The organism is Paenibacillus ihumii (assembly GCF_001403875.1).
Taxonomy (GTDB): Bacteria; Bacillota; Bacilli; order Paenibacillales; family Paenibacillaceae; genus Fontibacillus; species Fontibacillus ihumii.
This window is the reverse complement of sequence record NZ_LN884299.1, coordinates 45,149-62,265: the sequence shown is the minus strand read 5'-3', so window position 1 is coordinate 62,265 and position 17,117 is coordinate 45,149. Positions and strand designations below refer to the sequence as shown.

The following is a 17,117-nucleotide window of genomic DNA, read 5'->3' as shown; positions in this document are numbered from 1 at the left end:
AAAAAGTGGTTTTGGGGTGCCATACTGGGTTTAGTGATCATTGTTTTAGTAATCGTAAATATGGCGAACATGAACCAGGCTGTAGCCGTAGAGACGACCGAAGTGATTGAAGGGCTCATCACGGAGGAGATCTATACTAGCGGCAAACTGGAAGCAGGGAAGAGCACGGATATTTATTCGCCGATCAGCGGAGTTGTCGAGAAGGTCGAGGTGAAGCAGGGGGACACGCTCAAGAAGGGGCAGGTTCTGATGACGCTGCAGATCGATGACGTCAAGGAGCAGCTTGAGAAGGAGCGCTTGAACATCGAAATGATTGAAGCGGAGCGCCTCAATGCGAAGAAGCAGCATTTTGACACATTCAAGCAGCAGGTAGCGGAGGATCCGGCGGCGGAAATCGAGGAGCTGGATTTAACGTCTTATGATCTGCGGATCCAGAGCAGTAAATTAGCGATCGCATCCTTGGAGAAACGCTTGAATAACCGCGTCGTCACTGCCAAGGAAGAGGGCGTATTGACGCAGGTGCTGGTCGATCCGGGGCAAATGATTACGGAGGGCGGCCAGATTGCCACTGTTGTAGATTTGTCGTCCTTTAAGGTAAAGGCGAATCTTAATGAACTGGATGCCGGCAAGGTGCACGAAGGGATGAAGGCTGTAATTACCGGGGAGTCGATCACGGAGAGCTACGAGGGCGAAGTTACTTATATGTCGCCGGTCGCCGTTCTGGCCGATCAGACCTCTAAAGATGCCTCCGTTGAGATGACGGTAGAGCTTAGCCGGGTATCGCCCGAGCTTCGTCCCGGATACAATGTGACCATTGAGCTGGTAGTACCGGACAAAGAGCGGCTGCTTCTTCCACTGGATGCGGTTCAATATGAAGGAGATAACGCCTATGTATTCAAAATTCAGGACGGCATCGCGGTCAGAACAGAAGTGAAGACCGGGAAAGAGAATGAAGAGTACGTTGAGATCGTATCCGGCGCCGCCAAGGGAGAAAGCGTCGTATCGGAAGGAGCGAAGCAGCTCAGAGACGGCGATAAGGTGAAGCTGCGATGATTACTTTAAAGGACATTTCGAAGATTTATAAGAATGGCGAGCTGGAAGTGCAGGCCCTGCAGCCGCTTAACCTTAAGGTGGAGCAGGGAGAATTCGTGGCGATTATGGGTTCGTCAGGATCCGGCAAATCTACGTTGATGAATATTATCGGATGTCTGGATGTACCTAGTTCAGGGGAGTATGTGCTGGACGGCGAAGAGGTTCATACTTTGGACGAGGAGCAGCTGGCCCGGGTTCGCAACCAGAAAATCGGCTTCGTCTTTCAAAGCTTTAACCTGCTTGGAAGGCAGACGGTGCTGCAGAACGTAACCCTGCCTATGATGTACGCAGGGATCGGCCGCGAGCAGCGGAATGAACGGGCGCTTGAGCTGCTTAAGAAAGTCGGGCTAGAGGGGCGCGTCAAGCATAAGCCGACCGAGCTGTCCGGGGGACAGCGTCAGCGGGTAGCCATTGCCAGAGCCTTGACAATGAATGCGCCGATCCTTCTTGCGGACGAGCCAACCGGTAACCTGGATACGAAATCATCCCATGAAATCATGGAATTATTCAAAGAAATTCATCAGGAAGGTACGACCATCGTGCTGGTTACCCATGAGCCTGATATTGCGGAGCATGCGGACAGGATTCTGCTCTTCGGCGATGGGCAGATGCTCAAAGATACACGCAAAGGAAGTGTGGTCATATGAGCATATGGGAGAGCATATGGGTCGCACTTGACAATCTAAGGCTGAACAAGCTTCGTTCGTTCCTCACGATGATCGGGATCGTGTTCGGGGTCGCAGCGGTGGTCACGGTTGTATCGATCGGCCAGGCTGGCCAGAGCTCCATTTTGTCCATCGTGTCTGTTTATGAAGACGGTTATTTCGTTGTTTATCCGAATCAGATGGATAGTACCGAAAGCGGCCGAACAGATTTTCGCCTTCGCGACTTAACGGAGCTTCGCAAGCTCGAGGGCGTTAAATACGCATCGTCGTCCCTGCCGTATTCTATGACGATGAAGCACAAGAAGGACACGCTTCGCTTTACCATTACGGCAACAACCTCCCAAACGAATAAGATGCAGAAGATCGATGTCGTTGAGGGACGCTTCTTTACCTCCCAGGAGGAGCGGAGCAGGCAGAAGGTTGCTGTGGTAGACAATAAATTCGCCGAGAAGGTGTATGGCTCGGAAAGGGCAGCCGTTGGGCGGAAGATCGCGCTCTCGGAAGGAACATTCCGTATCGTCGGCGTCTATAAGCCGCAGGATTCCATTCTCAGCGGACTTCAAGGAGAGCAATATTCCGCATTTGCGCCGATTACGGCTATGCCTCCGGGGAAGAACGGAGAGGGCGAGCGCTTCCAGGCGCTGGAGGTGGTAGCCTCCCCGGAGAAGCTCGATGAGACGGTGGAGCGGGTGAAGAAGTGGCTTGCTGACCTGAATAATGTAGATGTCAACGCCTATATGTCCCAGACCGGGAAGGAAGCGGAGGAGATGGTATCCAGCACCTTCTCGATTCTGCAGACGATCATTGGTTCGATTGCCGGAATTTCCTTGCTGGTCGGCGGAATTGGCGTTATGAATATCATGCTCGTATCGGTCACGGAGCGGACGCGGGAGATCGGTATCCGCAAAGCGATCGGGGCTACACCAGGCACGATTATGCTGCAGTTCATGATCGAAGCGGTCGTGCTGTGCTTTATCGGCGGAACGGCTGGCGCGCTGCTGGGACTCGGAGCGGCCTTTATCTTCTCGACGCTATCGGGCTGGCCGTTCGTCGTCTCGCTATGGGCCATTCTGCTGGCGTTCGGATTCTCGGCGGCTGTGGGTATTTTCTTCGGGTTGTACCCGGCGAACAAAGCCTCCAAGCTGCATCCGATCGAGGCATTGCGTTATGAATAGAGAACTGCTGGCGAATACAGCTTGATCCGATGGGTGAAACAAGAAGCCGGGCTCTCCGTATGGAACGGAGCGGCCCGGCTTCTTGTTGTGCGATTTATCTAACGGCGGATAACGTCTGGGATATAAACAATAGGCTTGCCTTGATAGCCTCTTCCAGCGGAGGAGTCGTCCCCTGGAAGGGATGGACGGTATTGAACGTATGATTGCCTCCTGGAATGTGGATCCAGGGTATATCCGGCCGGATGGATACCAGCCGGCTTGAGCCCTGCCGCAGATGAGCCCCGTCCTCCGAGCCCTGAATCAAGGCGATCTTGAAGGAAGCCGAGGGAATGCGGCCTAGGATGTCGTAGCGCTCCTTCTGACGATCCATATCCTCAAGGATGGCAACGTCCAGCGGCATCTGCTGCCCTGTCCGTCCGTTCATGACGAAGCTGCGTCCGTTCTCGCGCATCTCCTTCTTCTGGGATTCGGTGAACACGTCGAGATTCGTTACTCCGTTCCAGGACAGTACCCCGGTTACGTCGTCCGGATGATCGAGGGCGTACACCAGGCTGACGCCTGCCCCTCGGCTGTGTCCGAGCAGGAAGAGCGGCAGGGAGCGCAGCTTCTCCTCCTGTCTCAAATGGGCAAGCAGCGCGCCGAGATCGGCAATCTCCCGTTCATATGTATTCATTGCGAACCGCTCCAGCTCCGTAAATTCAAAGGGGTTGCCGCCAATGCCATTGTGGGAGAAATTGAACGTGACTACCTCGTGATGCTTGCTCAGCTGCTCGGCGACATAAGGGAACATGCCCCAGTCCTTGAAGCCTTTGTATCCGTGAGCGATAATAACGAGGCTTGCCGCTTCTTTCTGAGCGGGGAACCTGGTGCATTGCAGCAAATGACCGCCTTCCAGCGGAATGTTGAAATCCATAGGCATGATCAAACGCATCCTTTCGTGACAGGTTTGAGTCGGTTAATCTCTATTTTTTGTTATTATAACATATTGAATCGGATTCACCTGCGGACGCCTGGCTCCTACCAGTCTTATGGATTAATGTTGCTGCTGCCTTGCTCCCGCGTTAAAAGCTCGCTTCATAAGGGGTTCCCTGTTACAATTGTGGAGGGATTCGTGAACCAGGACAAGAGCGCGGATTCAGTCCTTCTTGAAGGAAGTGGTAGTGTTGATATATGGCATAGGCCATGATGTGGTTGAAATAGAGCGGATACGAAAAATTCTGGACGGCGCAGCGGGGGAGAGGCTGATGAAGCGTGTGCTGACTCCGGCTGAGCTTAAGCTGCCCGGGAGCGCTTCGCGCCCCGCAGAATTTCTGGCCGGGCGGTTCGCTGCCAAGGAGGCGATCAGCAAAGCGTTCGGCTGCGGCATCGGCAAGGCACTGGGCTTTGCGGACATGTCGATCCTGCCGGATGCTCAGGGGAAGCCTCACGCAGTGCTAGCTCAGGAGGCATGGCAGCGGCTTGGCTTGTCTGAAGGACCAGCAGCCTATGCCGTGCATCTTAGCATTACGCATGAGCGTCAGCTGGCGTCTGCGTTCGTTGTCATAGAGAGAGTGCAGTAAAGGGGAGAACTACTGGATTATGGAAGAGAAATGGAGCAAGGAGAGCAGGACGTATTTCAGTGCGGAGCTGCTGTCCTGGTATGAGCGGTCGAAGCGGGATCTGCCGTGGCGCCGGCATCGCGATCCCTATTATATCTGGATATCGGAAATCATGCTGCAGCAGACCCGCGTGGATACGGTGATTCCGTACTTTCTCCGGTTCATCGAGCGCTTTCCGACGATATCGAGCTTGGCCGAGGCGCCGGAAGAGGACGTGCTGAAATGCTGGGAGGGGCTCGGGTATTATTCCCGGGCCCGGAATTTGCAGGCGGCTGCCCGGCAGGTGATGGAGCGCCACGGGGGCCAGGTGCCGAACGATAAGGCGTCCGTTGCTGCGTTAAAAGGCGTTGGTCCTTATACGACAGGCGCGATTTTGAGCATCGCCTTCAATCAGCCGGAGCCGGCCGTGGACGGCAATGTGATGCGTGTGCTTTCCCGCTATTTCTTCATAGAGGAGGATATTATGAAGACGGGTACGCGCGCGCTGATGGAAGGGCTCGCGGCGTCGCTCATTCCGGCAGGCCGGGCAGCCGATTTCAATCAGGCGCTGATGGAGCTGGGGGCGCTGGTCTGCACCCCGAAGGCACCGCAGTGCCTGACTTGCCCGGTCATGGCGCACTGCTCGGCGCGCCTGGAGGGCGCCGAGCTCCGCCTGCCGCTGAAGAGCAAGGCGAAGCCGCCGCGTCCCGAGCATCGGCTCGTCGCCCTCGTGGAAGGCGAGGGCGACAGGGAGGGGCGCGTGCTGGCGGCCGGACACGGGGCTGCTCGCGCGGATGTGGGAGCTGCCCCATGTCCTGGCGGCAGCGAAGCCTGGCGAGGGCGCCGATTTGCCGGACGGAGCGGCGATGACCCGCATGGCGGGAGCGCTTGCCGAGGAAGGGATGTACGTCCGGCCGGAAGGGCCTTTTATGGCGGCGGAGCATATTTTTAGCCATATTCATTGGCATTTGCGCGTCTTCCGCTATCAGGAGGCCGCTGCGCTGAGCGCTTTGGCCGGCTTTGCTGAATGGGCGGCGGCGAAGCACGAAATCCCGAACGCATCAGCCGAGCCTGAGCCGGCGCATGCTTCGGCTAAGCCCATGGCCCCGAACGCGGTCAAGCCCGAGACCTGGAAAGCTGCGGCCCAGCCCGAAGCCTTGTTTGCTGTGGCGGAGACGAAGGCTTCATTGGATGAAGGGGAGCGGGCTGGGGAGTACCGCTGGATTACGGCGGAAGACATGGATAATTTGGCTTTTCCCAATGTATTTATAAAGATTCTTCATCAATATTTCAGTGGGAAGAATCAGAGATAAAGAATAATAGCAGACCAGCAATTAAAAGCAGACCAGGAATCGCGTGTTCTTGGCCTGCTTTTTTATAAGTGTCTGTTATGACTGGGCTGGCCCGCTACTCGAGCATCCGGTTCTCTACGTCCTTCATGTTATTTTGCTGGTCGGTCTCCCGGTGCTGCGGTTCAACGACCTGTCCCTTTTCCATTGGAGCTTCGCCGCTAACGCTGCGGACGAAGCTGCTGAATTGCGATTTGTGCTTGTCCGCCTCGTGCTTGGAGTTCAGGAGCTCTTGCGGATCATTGGTTAACGGTTTGGACCTGTCGTCGGTCAAGGTAGTACCTCCTTTCAAGGTCGTATATTTTAAGATTACCCGAAGCGCTCTTTTTCAATCGAATTTGATGTCGAATTAAAAAAAGCCCTAAGCTTGTCCCGCAATCGGCGCGGAGTATGCTATAATGTGTGACAGGTTCAAGCGACCTTCAAATGGAGTGCATTGGCCGTATAACTTTTTCGACAATTATTGACCCCGCTGCAAATCCTTTTCGACACAATCTTTCGACATTATCCGTTTAAACTCTCTTAACATATCTATGATATTTCACTAGCCATTGATTCAGCGTTAACAATTAGTTTGGGGCAGAAGGTCTTAGATTATGCACTTTCATTTCCAATACTAGTATAATTTTTATCAAAAAATAATGTAAACGCTTAATATAAAGCGCTTTCAGAAGAAAAATGGTGTATTTCCTTGATTATTATGGTTTAATGGACAAGTAAGGAGTTTTTCCTCGGTTTTTGTCTAGATTTAATTATTCGTTGGATGTTAAAAATGGACCGTGTGTTTTACATGAATCTATCAAAGCAAAGGAAAAGGGAGATCATAGCATGCGTATTCGTTCCTTCCAGTTGAGTGATGCCAATCAAGTGATGGAGCTTCTGCAGGTGTCCTTATCAGAGCAATGCTACGAAGACACTAAGCGGGCTTTTGCCAGACAATTGTCCTGGGATTCGGAATTAATCATGGTTGCAGAAGCCGATGAGGAAATCGTTGGGGTATTGATCGGCACGATCGATCATAATCTCGGCTGCATTTACCGGACTGCGGTTCATCCCGAATACCGTCGTCAAGGGTATGGCAAGAAACTGGTTAGCGCTATGGAGCAGCGTTTCCAGCAGCGCAACGTTCGCCGAATCGTTGTTGCTGGCGATGAACACAACAAGGCCGTTATGCCGCTCTATGAAGCAATGGGATACGGAGCAAGCAAGTTTCTGGAAGCGTTCCATAATTTGGGCATTGCAGCAGTCCGTTCGCTGTAAGGTTCTATAAATAAATCCAATGCCGCATGGCGGTTAAATTGGAAAATGATCTCATGTGATGAAGAAGCATATCTTCCGTCCGTTGCAATTGGGCGATAGATATGCTTTTCTATTATTATGCCTACGTTTGATCCGTCGGATTATTCGAGAATAGAGGCATAGTTCGGTTCGAATGGATTTTAACGAATTATATGTATAGAAGAGGTGCAGCATGAAGCCAAACATTCCACCAGAACATCGGAATTCCGAGCTCCCGGAGCGTGTTCATAAGCGAAGTCATGCAGAGAAGGATTATGAGGAAGCGGGGGAGCATTCTTCCGTGGAGGCGAGGGAGTCCGTTCTTCAGAAGAGATGGGTCCGCGAGCTATGGGATTTATGCAAAACGGCCGCAGTCGCTTTTATTATTATGCTGGTGCTGAATATGTTCGTGTTCAACCTGTCGATGGTGAAGGGGGAATCGATGCAGCCGACGCTGGAAGAGCGGGAACGGTTATTCGTGGATAAAATCGTCTATTATTTCTCACCGCCCCGCGGCGGCGATGTCGTGGTGCTGAAGGATCCCAGCATGGGCCCGGACAAGAAGCATTATCTCGTTAAGCGGGTCGTGGCTGTGCCCGGCGATACGGTTGAAATTCGGGATCATGTGTTATATGTAAACGGACAAGCCCTGAATGAACCTTATACCGACGTGCAGATTGAGGATCAGGATTTGGCGGAAATCCGGCTTGGAGAGGACGAATACTTCGTCATGGGCGACAACCGCCATTACGGCCGCAGCAAGGACAGCCGCAGCTTCGGCAGTGTGAAGAAGAAGGATATCGTCGGACGTGCAGAGTTCGTGTTCTGGCCGATCACTAAAATAAGAGGCTTGTAAAATACAAAGCATGGAGGATATTTCGTGAAGGAGATTACGATTTATACGGATGGCGCCTGCTCTGGCAATCCCGGACCCGGGGGCTGGGGGGCTGTATTGATGTATAACGGGCACCGCAAGGAATTGTCGGGCGGCGAGCCGTTAACGACGAATAACCGGATGGAAATCCAGGCGGTCATTTCAGCCCTGGAGCAGCTCAAAGAGCCATGCCGCGTGAAAGTGTACAGCGACTCCGCTTATGTCGTCAACTGCTTCAAGCAGGGCTGGATCCGAAATTGGCTTAGAAACGGCTGGAAGAACAGCAAGAACCAGCCGGTTGAGAACCAGGAGCTGTGGCAGGAATTATGGCGCCTGATGCAGATCCATCAGGTCGAATATATCAAGGTCAAGGGGCACAGCGATAATGAGCTGAATAATCACTGTGATTTTTTGGCGAGGGAAGCCATCAAGCGAATGTCCCGTTAAACAGGCGTGAGGGAACGCTGAATATATCGGACTAGACTATTACAGCTAAGGAGGGATCGGAGATGACGGAGGCGCAGCCTGTTGCTAAAGGAAGACGAGGCCGGTACAGCAGCCCGCAGGATTGGTCCAGGCTTAAGCAGGAGATCAAGGATGCCGCGAATTCTATGGGGATCGATGATATCGGATTCGCCTCGGCCGATCCGTTCCTATCATTAAAGAACGTACTTCTCGACCGCCGGGCCAAGGGCTATGAATCCGGGTTTGAGGAGCCTGACATTGATAAAAGGGTATACCCGGAATTGTCGCTTGAGCGTCCGGCTTCTTTGATTTCGATCGCGGTAGCCTACCCTTCCAAGCTGAAAGATCCGCCGAAGTCCGAGCCCGGCAAGCGCCGGGGGATTCTCGCCAGATCGGCTTGGGGGCAGGATTATCATACGGTGCTGCGCGAGGCGATGGCCCGGCTGGAGGAATTCATCCTGCAGCGGGTAGAAGGGGCACGCATCGAAAGTATGGTAGATACGGGAGCGTTAGTGGATCGTGCCGTGGCAGAGCGGGCCGGCATCGGTTTTAAGGCGAAGAACTGTATGGTTATTTCACCAAAATGGGGTTCATGGATTTATCTTGGCGAACTGATCACGAATATACCGTTTGAGCCGGATACGCCGGTTACCGAGGACTGCGGCGAATGCACGAAGTGCATTGATTCTTGCCCGACGGGTGCCCTAGTGGGTCCCGGGGAATTGAATGCGCAGCGGTGCATTTCTTTTCTGACCCAGACGAAGGGCTTCCTGGAGGACGAGTTCATGAGGAAGATCGGCAACCGCCTGTATGGCTGCGATACCTGTCAAATGGTATGCCCGAAGAACAAGGGCAAGTCCTGGAGCCACCGGCCGGAGCTGCAGCCTGATCCCGAGACGGTTAAACCGCTGCTCCTCCCGATCCTCGAGCTGAGCAACCGCGAGTTCAAGGAGCGCTTCGGGGCAAGCGCCGCCGCCTGGAGAGGGAAGAAGCCGATCCAGCGGAATGCGGTAATTGCGCTGGGGAACTTCAAAGATAAGGCCTCCTTGCCGAAATTAATAGATATCATGCGAAATGATCCAAGGCCGGTTCTGCGGGGGACGGCAGCCTGGTCCTTGAGCCGGATCGGCGGTGAGACGGCGCTTCAAGCCGTCAACCAGGCCATCGCTGCTGAGAAGGACGAGGAAGTGCTTGCACGCTTGTACCGGGCCAAGGAAGCATTGGAAGGGGACGAAGCGCGATCGGAGGAAGTGATGAGGTGAAAGGGAAGCTTAAAGCGAATGCGGAAACTATAGCAAATGCTGAAGCAGAAGCAGAATTGACAGCTGAAGTGGGAGAAGAAGCAACAGCTGAAGTAAAGGCAAAAGCAAAAGCAAAAGCAAAAGCAAAAGCAAAAGCTATAGCGACAACAGCGCCGTATTTGTATTATACGGAAATCGACTCGGCTATTGGCTTGCTTACGCTATGTGCGAGCGAGCATGGGCTGTGCCACATAGAATTCGGCTCATTTGCAGACCGGGTGGATTTTCTCGGGAAATGGGCCGATCGTTATTATCCCGGAGCGGAATATACGCATGCTGAGAAGGCGCTGTCTCTAGCCGTCACTCAGCTTGGCGAATATTTCGCCGGGAAGCGGGACAGCTTCGATTTGCCCTTGGATATGCGCGGTACGGAATTTCAGCGCAAGGTCTGGAAAGCTTTGCTCGAAATTCCCTACGGCACAGCCGTCTCCTATAAATCGATTGCCGAGAGGATCGGCCAGCCTAAGGCCGTCCGGGCCGTCGGCGGCGCCAACAATAAAAATCCGCTGCCCATCGTCGTTCCTTGTCATCGCGTGATAGGCTCCGGTGGAGCCCTTGTCGGATACGGAGGGGGATTATCCATCAAAGAAAGCCTGCTCTCTTTGGAACGGCAGCATCTGCCGGTACATGGGCATCAGGCGACTAGGACACCAAGGGGGATTATTCATGAGATTCATGAGTGTTGAGGATATCGAACCGGGCCAATACCTTGGCAAAACGGTGTATTCTTCTAATGGAACGGTGCTGCTGTCGGCTGGGGTCCAGCTTACGGTCTACATGATTAATACGTTGAAGCGGATCGGCGTTACGATGATTTACATTAAAGATCCCCATTATGAGGATGTTGAAGTTGAAGAGGTGCTCAGCGAATCCACGAAGGACATGGTCTTCAAGGAGATGAGCCATACGCTGGAGGCGGTAAGATCAGGCAAGGATTGGAGCACGAAAAAAGTCAGCGTCAGCGTGGACGCGCTTCTGGAGGACATCCTGAATCACCGGGGGGTACTGCTTCAATTAACGGATATTCGCACCTCTGATAACAGCGATTATCTTCATGCAGTTAATGTATGTCTGCTGTCTTCGATGATTGGACTTAATATGGGGCTTAATTATTCGCAGCTCAAGGATTTGGCGATCGGCGCCTTGCTTCATGATATCGGCAAGGTGAATCCCCTCCCAGAGGGAGCAGCCAAAAATGAAATGGAATACCATCATACCTGGAGAGGCTTCGAGGTGTTGAAGAATAAGCGCGAGTTCAATCTGCTGATCGCTCATACGGCCCTTCAGCATCATGAATGCTTGAACGGCACCGGTCTGCCGCGCGGTCTGGAAAGTGAAGAGATTCATCTTTTCCCAAAAATTGTAGCGGTGGCCAACAGGTATGATAACCTGATCGGCGGCAGCAATGGGCGTCCCATACTTCCCCACGAAGCATGCGAACGGCTGATGGCCTCCTCCGAGAATGAGCTGGATCACGAGGTGCTGGTTGAGTTTACGCGAATCGTCTCGGTTTATCCGAACGGGACGGCCGTTCGCCTCTCGACGAAGGAGACAGGGGTCGTCGTGCGCCAGCACCGGGGACTGCCTGGGCGTCCTGTCATTCGCGTCATACGCGGCTCGGGAGACGATCTGGATGTTAAGGAAGTGGATCTCGCCGTAGAGACGACGACTTTTATTGAGGCGGTATTAGCTTAAAACTTTTAGGGTATTCGGATTTTATGGTGGAAAAGGGCCTATAATTTGCCCTTCTCCAATTTCTCAATCAAGGTGGAAAGATCGAAGGCAATGCTGAGAGAGGATGGCTACCTTTTGTTCATCAAAATAGACTTAACTGTTTCTCTTTAAAAATGTAGACCGTATTTTAATATTCCTTCTTAGGTAAAACTTATTATATCAGCTTAACTTGGCATTAAACCGCACTTCCAGCGAATCCCAGTGGGGAGTAGGGACGCGGGTCTGTTCCTTCCAAAGGTGAAACACGCGGCTTAAAGCCACAATTTCGCCTATGGACCCGTCAACCAGTCGGCTGATCGGCAAAATATGATAAATTTTCATAGCCAGGCGCATCAGCGCTGGCCGTTTGCGGATAAGCGAAGCTTGTGCGGCCGGCGTTAGAGGATAACCCAGGGCCTCCAACACGCGAAAGCCTTCGTCCATAGCCGCGATCATTTGCCGCAACAACTTGTCGTCCCTAGCGATTTTTTTCATTTGGCGCTCGTGTATAACCGTTACAAAGTTCAGCGCAATAATAGGCACGATATGATTCTTCAGCCATGCGTCTATATATTCGTGATAGACAAGTTTGTACTTGGTTTTCGAAAACACTTGATCGAGATCGGCTTTAAAAGGAATCGGGCCTTCCAGTCCACCGAGTACCATCTGTCCACCGCCTCCGCGGATACAGACAATCCGCCCGTTTTCACGGCTTCCCGCGCTAGTTTGGAACCCGAAGGCGATATTTTTGGGTATATCACTATGCTCATTCAAATAATTTTGCATATCATGGGCATTTGTATTATTCCCTATGATTACGATATTTCGGCTCTTATTGTTGGCCAATATAGGCAGAACCGCCGAAAAATCCGTATATTTCATGACAACAAAGATGAGATCATAATTATCGTCCGTGTCCAGAGTCCGGATGACACGAATCCGATCTACCGTCGTTTTCCGCTGAAAATAATGACGAATGACAAGTCCCTCTTTCTCCAGTTCCTCTGCCCGTTTTCCTCTGGCCAATATGGTCACATCATTGCCGCCACGTTCAAGAACATGGGTTAAATAACTGCCTATGACACCTGCTCCATAAACCAATACTCTCATGTGGTATCCTCTCTTTTCGTTTAATGAACATTTGTTGTATTTAAAACGTTTGTCGACTACAATTAAACTAGCATCTGACTAAACTACGGATCAATGGGTAATATTTTTGATTCTGTTGAAAATTCAACAAATGGGCTTTGATTGTCTAAAAGGGAGCAGAGAGACAATTGGATAGACGTATTCTAAAAACAAGACAGGCCATTATGGAAGCTTTTATCGGGCTAATTGAGGAGCGCGGCTTTGAGAAGATCACGATACATGCCATCGCGGACCGGGCGAATGTAAACCGAGGGACTGTCTATTTGCACTTTACGGATAAGTACGACCTGTTGGAACAGTGCATCGAAACGTACTTGCAGTTATTGTATGAAAGTTGTATACCTGACGGGGAACCAGGTAAGGTCCCGTCCAAAGCTTTACTGCTTCGCACATTCGAATTTTTGGAGCACCACGCCTTAGTTTACTCCACGCTCATGACGAGCAAAGGAGTTCCCGCATTCCGAAAGCGAATGATGGCGATGATGGAAATAAGTATCGAGGAGCATATCAAAAGCAACGGCATCGGCCCGAGCATGAACCGGGAAATCCTCACCCAATTTCTAACCATTGCAGTGGCCGGTCTGGTGGAATGGTGGATTATTAAATCAATGCCTTACACTCCGTCGGAAATGGTGGATCAATTGATGATGATTCTGGAGCATAATTTGAATCTGCTGGGGGAGCCTTAATATAATTACTTAAATTTGCAACATCACGATACGACTCAACAAGCTCCCAATAATAAGTGCCAATGATTATTTTTCGGCGTAGGTTTTTCCACTATATAATCCGATATATTGATATAACTACAGGGTCCGCTATTCCACCACAAATTCCGAATAGCCAATTTTTTAAAGATAAATTTGCTAGGTATGTTGCGGAAATGATATTATATCTTGAGGTGTGAATGCATACCACAACGAGAATGGAACATTCGATTATAATACAGGGGTGGCTGAACCATGAATTACGTAATTCCTATTATTACACTCATCGTCGGCTTGGTCGGCGGTTTCTTCATTGGCGTGTTCTACCTGCGTCAGCAATTGATGAAGATGCAGAATGATCCGCAGATGCTTCAGAAGATGGCCAAGCAAATGGGCTACAATTTGAACGGGCAGCAAATGCAGCGAGCTCAGCAGATGATGAAGAAGCAGGGCATGCCGCAGCCTCAGGGCCGCCGCAAGAAGAAATAATAGGTAGCCTATTTACAACCAGACACACTCTGCTCCCTGGATAGGGAGAACAGGAAGGAGGAGGCGCGAGTGGCAGGCGTCAAAGATTATGTAAATACCCAGGTTGGAGCCAACCGGGAGAAGATTGAACACCATGTCCGCGAAATATTGAAACTGATTGGTGAAGATGTTGAGCGGGAAGGCCTTATCGATACACCGGCACGGGTAGCCCGGATGTACGAAGAAATATACGGCGGTTACGAAGTAGATCCTCGCGATGTGCTTGGAGTTACGTTCGAGGAGAACCATGAAGAACTCGTAATCGTAAAGGATATCGTGTACTACAGTCAATGCGAGCACCACACGGCCCCTTTCTTCGGCAAGGTGCATATCGGCTATATCCCGAGCGGCAGAATTGCCGGTCTGAGCAAGCTGGCCCGCTTGGTGGAGGCGATTACCCGCCGACTGCAGGTGCAGGAGCGCATTACGTCGCAAATCGCCGATATTATGGACGAGGTTCTGAAGCCGCAAGGTGTGATGGTCGTCGTGGAAGGCGAGCATCTCTGCATGTGTGCCCGCGGCATCAAGAAGCCGGGGAGCAAGACGGTGACCTCGGCCGTAAGGGGAACGTTCCGTTCCGATGCGGCTTCCAGGGCAGAATTCTTGTCGCTGATTAAGGAATAGTGACTGAAAGAATGTTCTCTCTGCGCTTAAAATCCTAAAAATAAAACACGCCTTCATGGCGTGTTTTTTATTTGCTCTTAAATTTTTCTATCAACTCATTAACGCTTTTCCAGTAATCTAACAGGTTATCTAATTCCTCGATGGACAATTTAAACAGGTCAATCATCAGCATTTGGTCTAATTCCCGTTTAAATTGCCGGTAGAACGGTTTTGAGACCTCCTCTATATTTTCCCCTGTCCCCTTTAAAAAACGCAAATACGAGCCTGCTACACTCCAGGAAAACTCTTGAAGAACGGAAATACGGGGGATTTTATTCTCATAGTCATATTTCTCTGGCTCCATCGCTAACCCTCCTTCATCCAGTTTGGATAGCTTATGTGTCTTGAAGCGGGAAGGTAAAGCGTACCGTCGCCCCGCAAGCTGCATTGTTCTCGGCGCAAATCTGTCCTCCATGATGCTGAATCAGAAGCTTGGCGATATATAACCCAAGCCCCGAGTGTCCTTTTTGCCTCGAGGATGAGTGATTCCCCTGATAAAACTGCTTGAATGCCTGCTGCAGATCCTCCGGCTGTGCAAAACCTGTTCCATTATCCGTGATAGACATCATCACCTGCTGCCCGGTGATTTCAATGCGCCAGTGAATCCGTCCGGCTTCAGGCGTATACCGGATGCTGTTCGACACGAGGTTATCGAGAACCTGGATGATGCGATACGGATCGAAGATAACAGGACTTTTGACCGTTCGGTAATCGTTAACCTCAGTATGGAAAGTTATCTTCTTATCCTTGCATAAGGCCGCATATTCCACGGTTTTATGATCCGCAAATTCTTCAATATCCACGGGAAGCGGCTGGAGCCGGAACGACATCTTCTCAAGCTCCGCAATGGTGTTCATATCCTGCAGGAGCTTTGAAGCGCGGATGGTATTGCGCCGGATAACCTGCAGATATTGCGCTCTTTTGTCCGCATAGGCTTCCCCCTCCATCTGTTCCATGCCCTCGACATGCCCCTGAATAATCGTAAGCGGCGTACGCAGATCGTGGGCGAGCGCTGCAAACATGGTGCTTCTTTCTTTCTCCATTCGCCATTCCCGCTCAATGGAATGCTCCAGCTCCTGCCGCATGTCTTCGAAAGCATTCGTCAGACGGTTTACTTCCGTTATGGGTGAAGTCCCGGTCATGGAGAAGCGTAAATTTTGCGCTTTAATCATTTCAGCTCCTTGCAGAAGCTGCTGTAATGGAGCGTTGATCATCCGGCTGAACCGCCTTCCGAATAGGAAGGTGAACAAAATGATATATAGAAATGGCGTTAGGAAAAAGGTCAGGAATCCGAAGGTTACGACGGGGTTAAGCGCTGGATTGGCTGCCGTCACTTTGAGGTGATATCCCAGCAGAAGAGCGCCTATGAATTCTCCGTTCCGGGACATCACCGGTATATATTTAACGAACTGATTGAGGCTGCTGTGCGTCTGGTTCAAGCGAGCCAGGAGCTTCTGCCGGGTAAGTGATTCTGTAATTTCTAGATCCCCGTATAAGATTTCACCCGCAGGCGACACAACTAGGTAGTTTATGCCTTGTGAGGGGATCACTTTTTCCAGACCCGCTTGTCCCTGCGTGCTCATGATAGAATCGCCTTGGGTTTTCGCGTACTCTGAAATGACGGGAATTTGCGCTTCGTAATGATTCGCCGGGAACAGATTGTCATGGTTGAACAAGTAGCCAAGCAGCAGCACAAGAAATCCCCAGGTTATAAGTGTAGCCAGCAAGCTGCAGGCTAGAATGGAGGCAAAGTGTCGGGCAAACGTATTTTTTATGGAGCGTTGTTTGGTCATTTGGGATCCCACTTGTAGCCGATGCCCCAGACGGTTTGAATGTAAGTACGGTCTTGGGCGCGGGCAGCCAGCTTGGCCCGGATTTTCTTGATATGCTCCGTGATCGTCGAATCGTCCCCCTCTGCGTCAAATCCCCATAACTTCTCATAGATTTGTTCTCTAGAGAAGACCTGCCCCTGATGCATGGCCAATAATTCTACGATCCGATACTCCTTATTCGTAAGGGGAATGTTGTGTCCATTGCAGTTCACGGTATGTCCCTTGCAATCGATCGTCAGGGATGGGAATCGAAGGACGCCTTGTTCTTTTTGCATATGGATTCTCTGCTCTCTCCGCAGATGGGCATGGATTCTGGCCTTTAATTCAGCGAGGCTGAAGGGCTTGAGCAGATAATCATCCCCGCCCGCGGCCAGCCCCCTAATACGGTCTACTTCACTCTGACAGGCGCTAAGAAACACAATGGGACATTGCGTCGTTTCCCTAAGCTGCTCGCATACTTCAATGCCGTTCATCTCGGGCATCATCACATCAAGGATGATCAGCGAGGGCTGCTGTTGGCTCTGGATTAGGGCATCCCGCCCGTTACCGGCGGTAAGTACGCGATAGCCTTCAAGCTCCAGCGCATCTTGTATAAAAGCAATGATTTCTTCTTCATCATCCACCAATAGAATCGTTTCCTTTGCCATATCCATTACATCCTCCAAGAACTAGCTATAAACAGGTCTATCTTGTTATTGTACACGTCAATTCTAAAGAATGGATAAAAGAAAGTCTAATTAGTTCAATAT

General features: G+C 51.3%; 17 protein-coding genes and 2 pseudogenes. 13 read left to right on the top strand and 6 right to left on the bottom strand.

Translation table 11 applies throughout. The annotated features are described in order from the left end of the window. Positions 1–69: 69 nt before the first annotated feature. The 3 genes from BN2762_RS08155 to BN2762_RS08145 are packed head-to-tail and all read left to right on the top strand — an operon-like array spanning position 70 to position 2,932. Positions 70–1,053 (top strand): efflux RND transporter periplasmic adaptor subunit, encoded by a 984-nt coding sequence (locus BN2762_RS08155; RefSeq protein ID WP_230202458.1) that lies wholly within the window; start codon positions 70–72, stop codon positions 1,051–1,053. After that, positions 1,050–1,739 (top strand): ABC transporter ATP-binding protein, encoded by a 690-nt coding sequence (locus BN2762_RS08150; RefSeq protein WP_055106540.1) that lies wholly within the window; start codon positions 1,050–1,052, stop codon positions 1,737–1,739. The genes BN2762_RS08155 and BN2762_RS08150 overlap by 4 nt, the downstream gene beginning before the upstream one ends. Then, positions 1,736–2,932 carry an ABC transporter permease gene (locus BN2762_RS08145; RefSeq protein WP_055106539.1) on the top strand — a complete coding sequence of 399 codons (1,197 nt, stop codon included), beginning with the start codon at positions 1,736–1,738 and terminating at the stop codon, positions 2,930–2,932. Before BN2762_RS08150 ends, BN2762_RS08145 begins: the two co-directional genes overlap by 4 nt. Positions 2,933–3,026: 94 nt before the next feature. Here BN2762_RS08145 and BN2762_RS08140 read toward each other — a convergent pair whose 3' ends face one another. Then, a complete protein-coding gene (locus BN2762_RS08140; RefSeq protein ID WP_055106538.1) occupies positions 3,027–3,851 on the bottom strand; it encodes an alpha/beta fold hydrolase in 825 nt (274 codons plus the stop codon). Positions 3,852–4,095: 244 nt separating this feature from the next. Here BN2762_RS08140 and acpS point away from each other — a divergent pair, with 244 nt between their 5' ends. Continuing rightward, positions 4,096–4,491, top strand: a complete 396-nt coding sequence (gene acpS, locus BN2762_RS08135; protein WP_055106537.1) for a holo-ACP synthase — start codon at positions 4,096–4,098, stop codon at positions 4,489–4,491. A gap of 19 nt (positions 4,492–4,510) precedes the next feature. Next, positions 4,511–5,822: pseudogene (gene mutY / locus BN2762_RS08130) on the top strand (A/G-specific adenine glycosylase). Positions 5,823–5,916: 94 nt separating this feature from the next. Here mutY and BN2762_RS08125 read toward each other — a convergent pair. Next, the gene (locus BN2762_RS08125) at positions 5,917–6,132 is read right to left on the bottom strand and encodes a hypothetical protein (RefSeq protein WP_055106536.1); all 216 of its coding nucleotides are present in this window, start codon (positions 6,130–6,132) and stop codon (positions 5,917–5,919) included. Between the two features lie 554 nt (positions 6,133–6,686). Here BN2762_RS08125 and BN2762_RS08120 point away from each other — a divergent pair. From BN2762_RS08120 to BN2762_RS08095, 5 genes and pseudogenes are all read left to right on the top strand, one after another. After that, positions 6,687–7,118, top strand: a complete 432-nt coding sequence (locus BN2762_RS08120) for a GNAT family N-acetyltransferase (protein ID WP_055106535.1) — start codon at positions 6,687–6,689, stop codon at positions 7,116–7,118. Between the two features lie 211 nt (positions 7,119–7,329). Further along, entirely contained in the window at positions 7,330–7,992 is a 663-nt protein-coding gene (gene lepB / locus BN2762_RS08115; RefSeq protein ID WP_083484812.1) for a signal peptidase I, read from the top strand. 24 nt (positions 7,993–8,016) lie between these two features. Continuing rightward, positions 8,017–8,457 carry a ribonuclease HI gene (gene rnhA, locus BN2762_RS08110; protein WP_055106534.1) on the top strand — a complete coding sequence of 147 codons (441 nt, stop codon included), beginning with the start codon at positions 8,017–8,019 and terminating at the stop codon, positions 8,455–8,457. A gap of 62 nt (positions 8,458–8,519) precedes the next feature. Continuing rightward, positions 8,520–10,462 (top strand): annotated as a pseudogene (queG, locus tag BN2762_RS28310) (tRNA epoxyqueuosine(34) reductase QueG). Beyond that, entirely contained in the window at positions 10,443–11,471 is a 1,029-nt protein-coding gene (locus tag BN2762_RS08095; RefSeq protein WP_055106532.1) for an HD-GYP domain-containing protein, read from the top strand. Before queG ends, BN2762_RS08095 begins: the two are co-directional and overlap by 20 nt. A 198-nt stretch (positions 11,472–11,669) precedes the next feature. On the opposite strand, the gene BN2762_RS08090 is transcribed toward BN2762_RS08095, so the two are convergent. Beyond that, on the bottom strand, positions 11,670–12,599 hold the full coding sequence (locus BN2762_RS08090) for a ketopantoate reductase family protein (protein WP_055106531.1): 930 nt from the start codon (positions 12,597–12,599) through the stop codon (positions 11,670–11,672). 167 nt (positions 12,600–12,766) lie between these two features. Here BN2762_RS08090 and BN2762_RS08085 point away from each other — a divergent pair, with 167 nt between their 5' ends. The 3 genes from BN2762_RS08085 (at position 12,767) to folE (ending at position 14,497) form a co-directional block, all read left to right on the top strand. Next, entirely contained in the window at positions 12,767–13,327 is a 561-nt protein-coding gene (locus BN2762_RS08085; protein ID WP_055106530.1) for a TetR/AcrR family transcriptional regulator, read from the top strand. A gap of 273 nt (positions 13,328–13,600) precedes the next feature. After that, complete coding sequence (locus BN2762_RS08080) at positions 13,601–13,834, top strand: YneF family protein (protein ID WP_055106529.1); 234 nt, start codon at positions 13,601–13,603, stop codon at positions 13,832–13,834. Positions 13,835–13,903: 69 nt separating this feature from the next. Then, complete coding sequence (gene folE, locus BN2762_RS08075) at positions 13,904–14,497, top strand: GTP cyclohydrolase I FolE (RefSeq protein ID WP_055106528.1); 594 nt, start codon at positions 13,904–13,906, stop codon at positions 14,495–14,497. A 67-nt stretch (positions 14,498–14,564) separates the two neighbouring features. Here the strand turns inward: folE and BN2762_RS08070 are convergent, their stop codons facing one another. From BN2762_RS08070 to BN2762_RS08060, 3 genes are read right to left on the bottom strand one after another with little or no spacing between them, the layout of a single operon-like run. Beyond that, a complete protein-coding gene (locus BN2762_RS08070) occupies positions 14,565–14,840 on the bottom strand; it encodes a hypothetical protein (RefSeq protein WP_055106527.1) in 276 nt (91 codons plus the stop codon). Positions 14,841–14,871: 31 nt separating this feature from the next. Beyond that, positions 14,872–16,329, bottom strand: a complete 1,458-nt coding sequence (locus tag BN2762_RS08065) for a sensor histidine kinase (RefSeq protein WP_055106526.1) — start codon at positions 16,327–16,329, stop codon at positions 14,872–14,874. Then, positions 16,326–17,021, bottom strand: a complete 696-nt coding sequence (locus tag BN2762_RS08060; protein ID WP_055106525.1) for a response regulator transcription factor — start codon at positions 17,019–17,021, stop codon at positions 16,326–16,328. Before BN2762_RS08060 ends, BN2762_RS08065 begins: the two co-directional genes overlap by 4 nt. Positions 17,022–17,117 lie beyond the last annotated feature (96 nt).

What these genes read in the sequence shown, in the direction of transcription:
- BN2762_RS08155 (WP_230202458.1), top strand. Translation starts at nt 70, where the DNA reads ATGAACCAGGCTGTAGCCGTAGAGACGACCGAAGTGATTGAAGGGCTC.
- BN2762_RS08150 (WP_055106540.1), top strand. Translation starts at nt 1,050, where the DNA reads ATGATTACTTTAAAGGACATTTCGAAGATTTATAAGAATGGCGAGCTG.
- BN2762_RS08145 (WP_055106539.1), top strand. Translation starts at nt 1,736, where the DNA reads ATGAGCATATGGGAGAGCATATGGGTCGCACTTGACAATCTAAGGCTG.
- BN2762_RS08140 (WP_055106538.1), bottom strand. Translation starts at nt 3,851, where the DNA reads ATGCCTATGGATTTCAACATTCCGCTGGAAGGCGGTCATTTGCTGCAA.
- BN2762_RS08120 (WP_055106535.1), top strand. Translation starts at nt 6,687, where the DNA reads ATGCGTATTCGTTCCTTCCAGTTGAGTGATGCCAATCAAGTGATGGAG.
- lepB (WP_083484812.1), top strand. Translation starts at nt 7,330, where the DNA reads ATGAAGCCAAACATTCCACCAGAACATCGGAATTCCGAGCTCCCGGAG.
- BN2762_RS08095 (WP_055106532.1), top strand. Translation starts at nt 10,443, where the DNA reads ATGAGATTCATGAGTGTTGAGGATATCGAACCGGGCCAATACCTTGGC.
- BN2762_RS08090 (WP_055106531.1), bottom strand. Translation starts at nt 12,599, where the DNA reads ATGAGAGTATTGGTTTATGGAGCAGGTGTCATAGGCAGTTATTTAACC.
- BN2762_RS08080 (WP_055106529.1), top strand. Translation starts at nt 13,601, where the DNA reads ATGAATTACGTAATTCCTATTATTACACTCATCGTCGGCTTGGTCGGC.
- BN2762_RS08070 (WP_055106527.1), bottom strand. Translation starts at nt 14,840, where the DNA reads ATGGAGCCAGAGAAATATGACTATGAGAATAAAATCCCCCGTATTTCC.
- BN2762_RS08065 (WP_055106526.1), bottom strand. Translation starts at nt 16,329, where the DNA reads ATGACCAAACAACGCTCCATAAAAAATACGTTTGCCCGACACTTTGCC.
- BN2762_RS08060 (WP_055106525.1), bottom strand. Translation starts at nt 17,021, where the DNA reads ATGGATATGGCAAAGGAAACGATTCTATTGGTGGATGATGAAGAAGAA.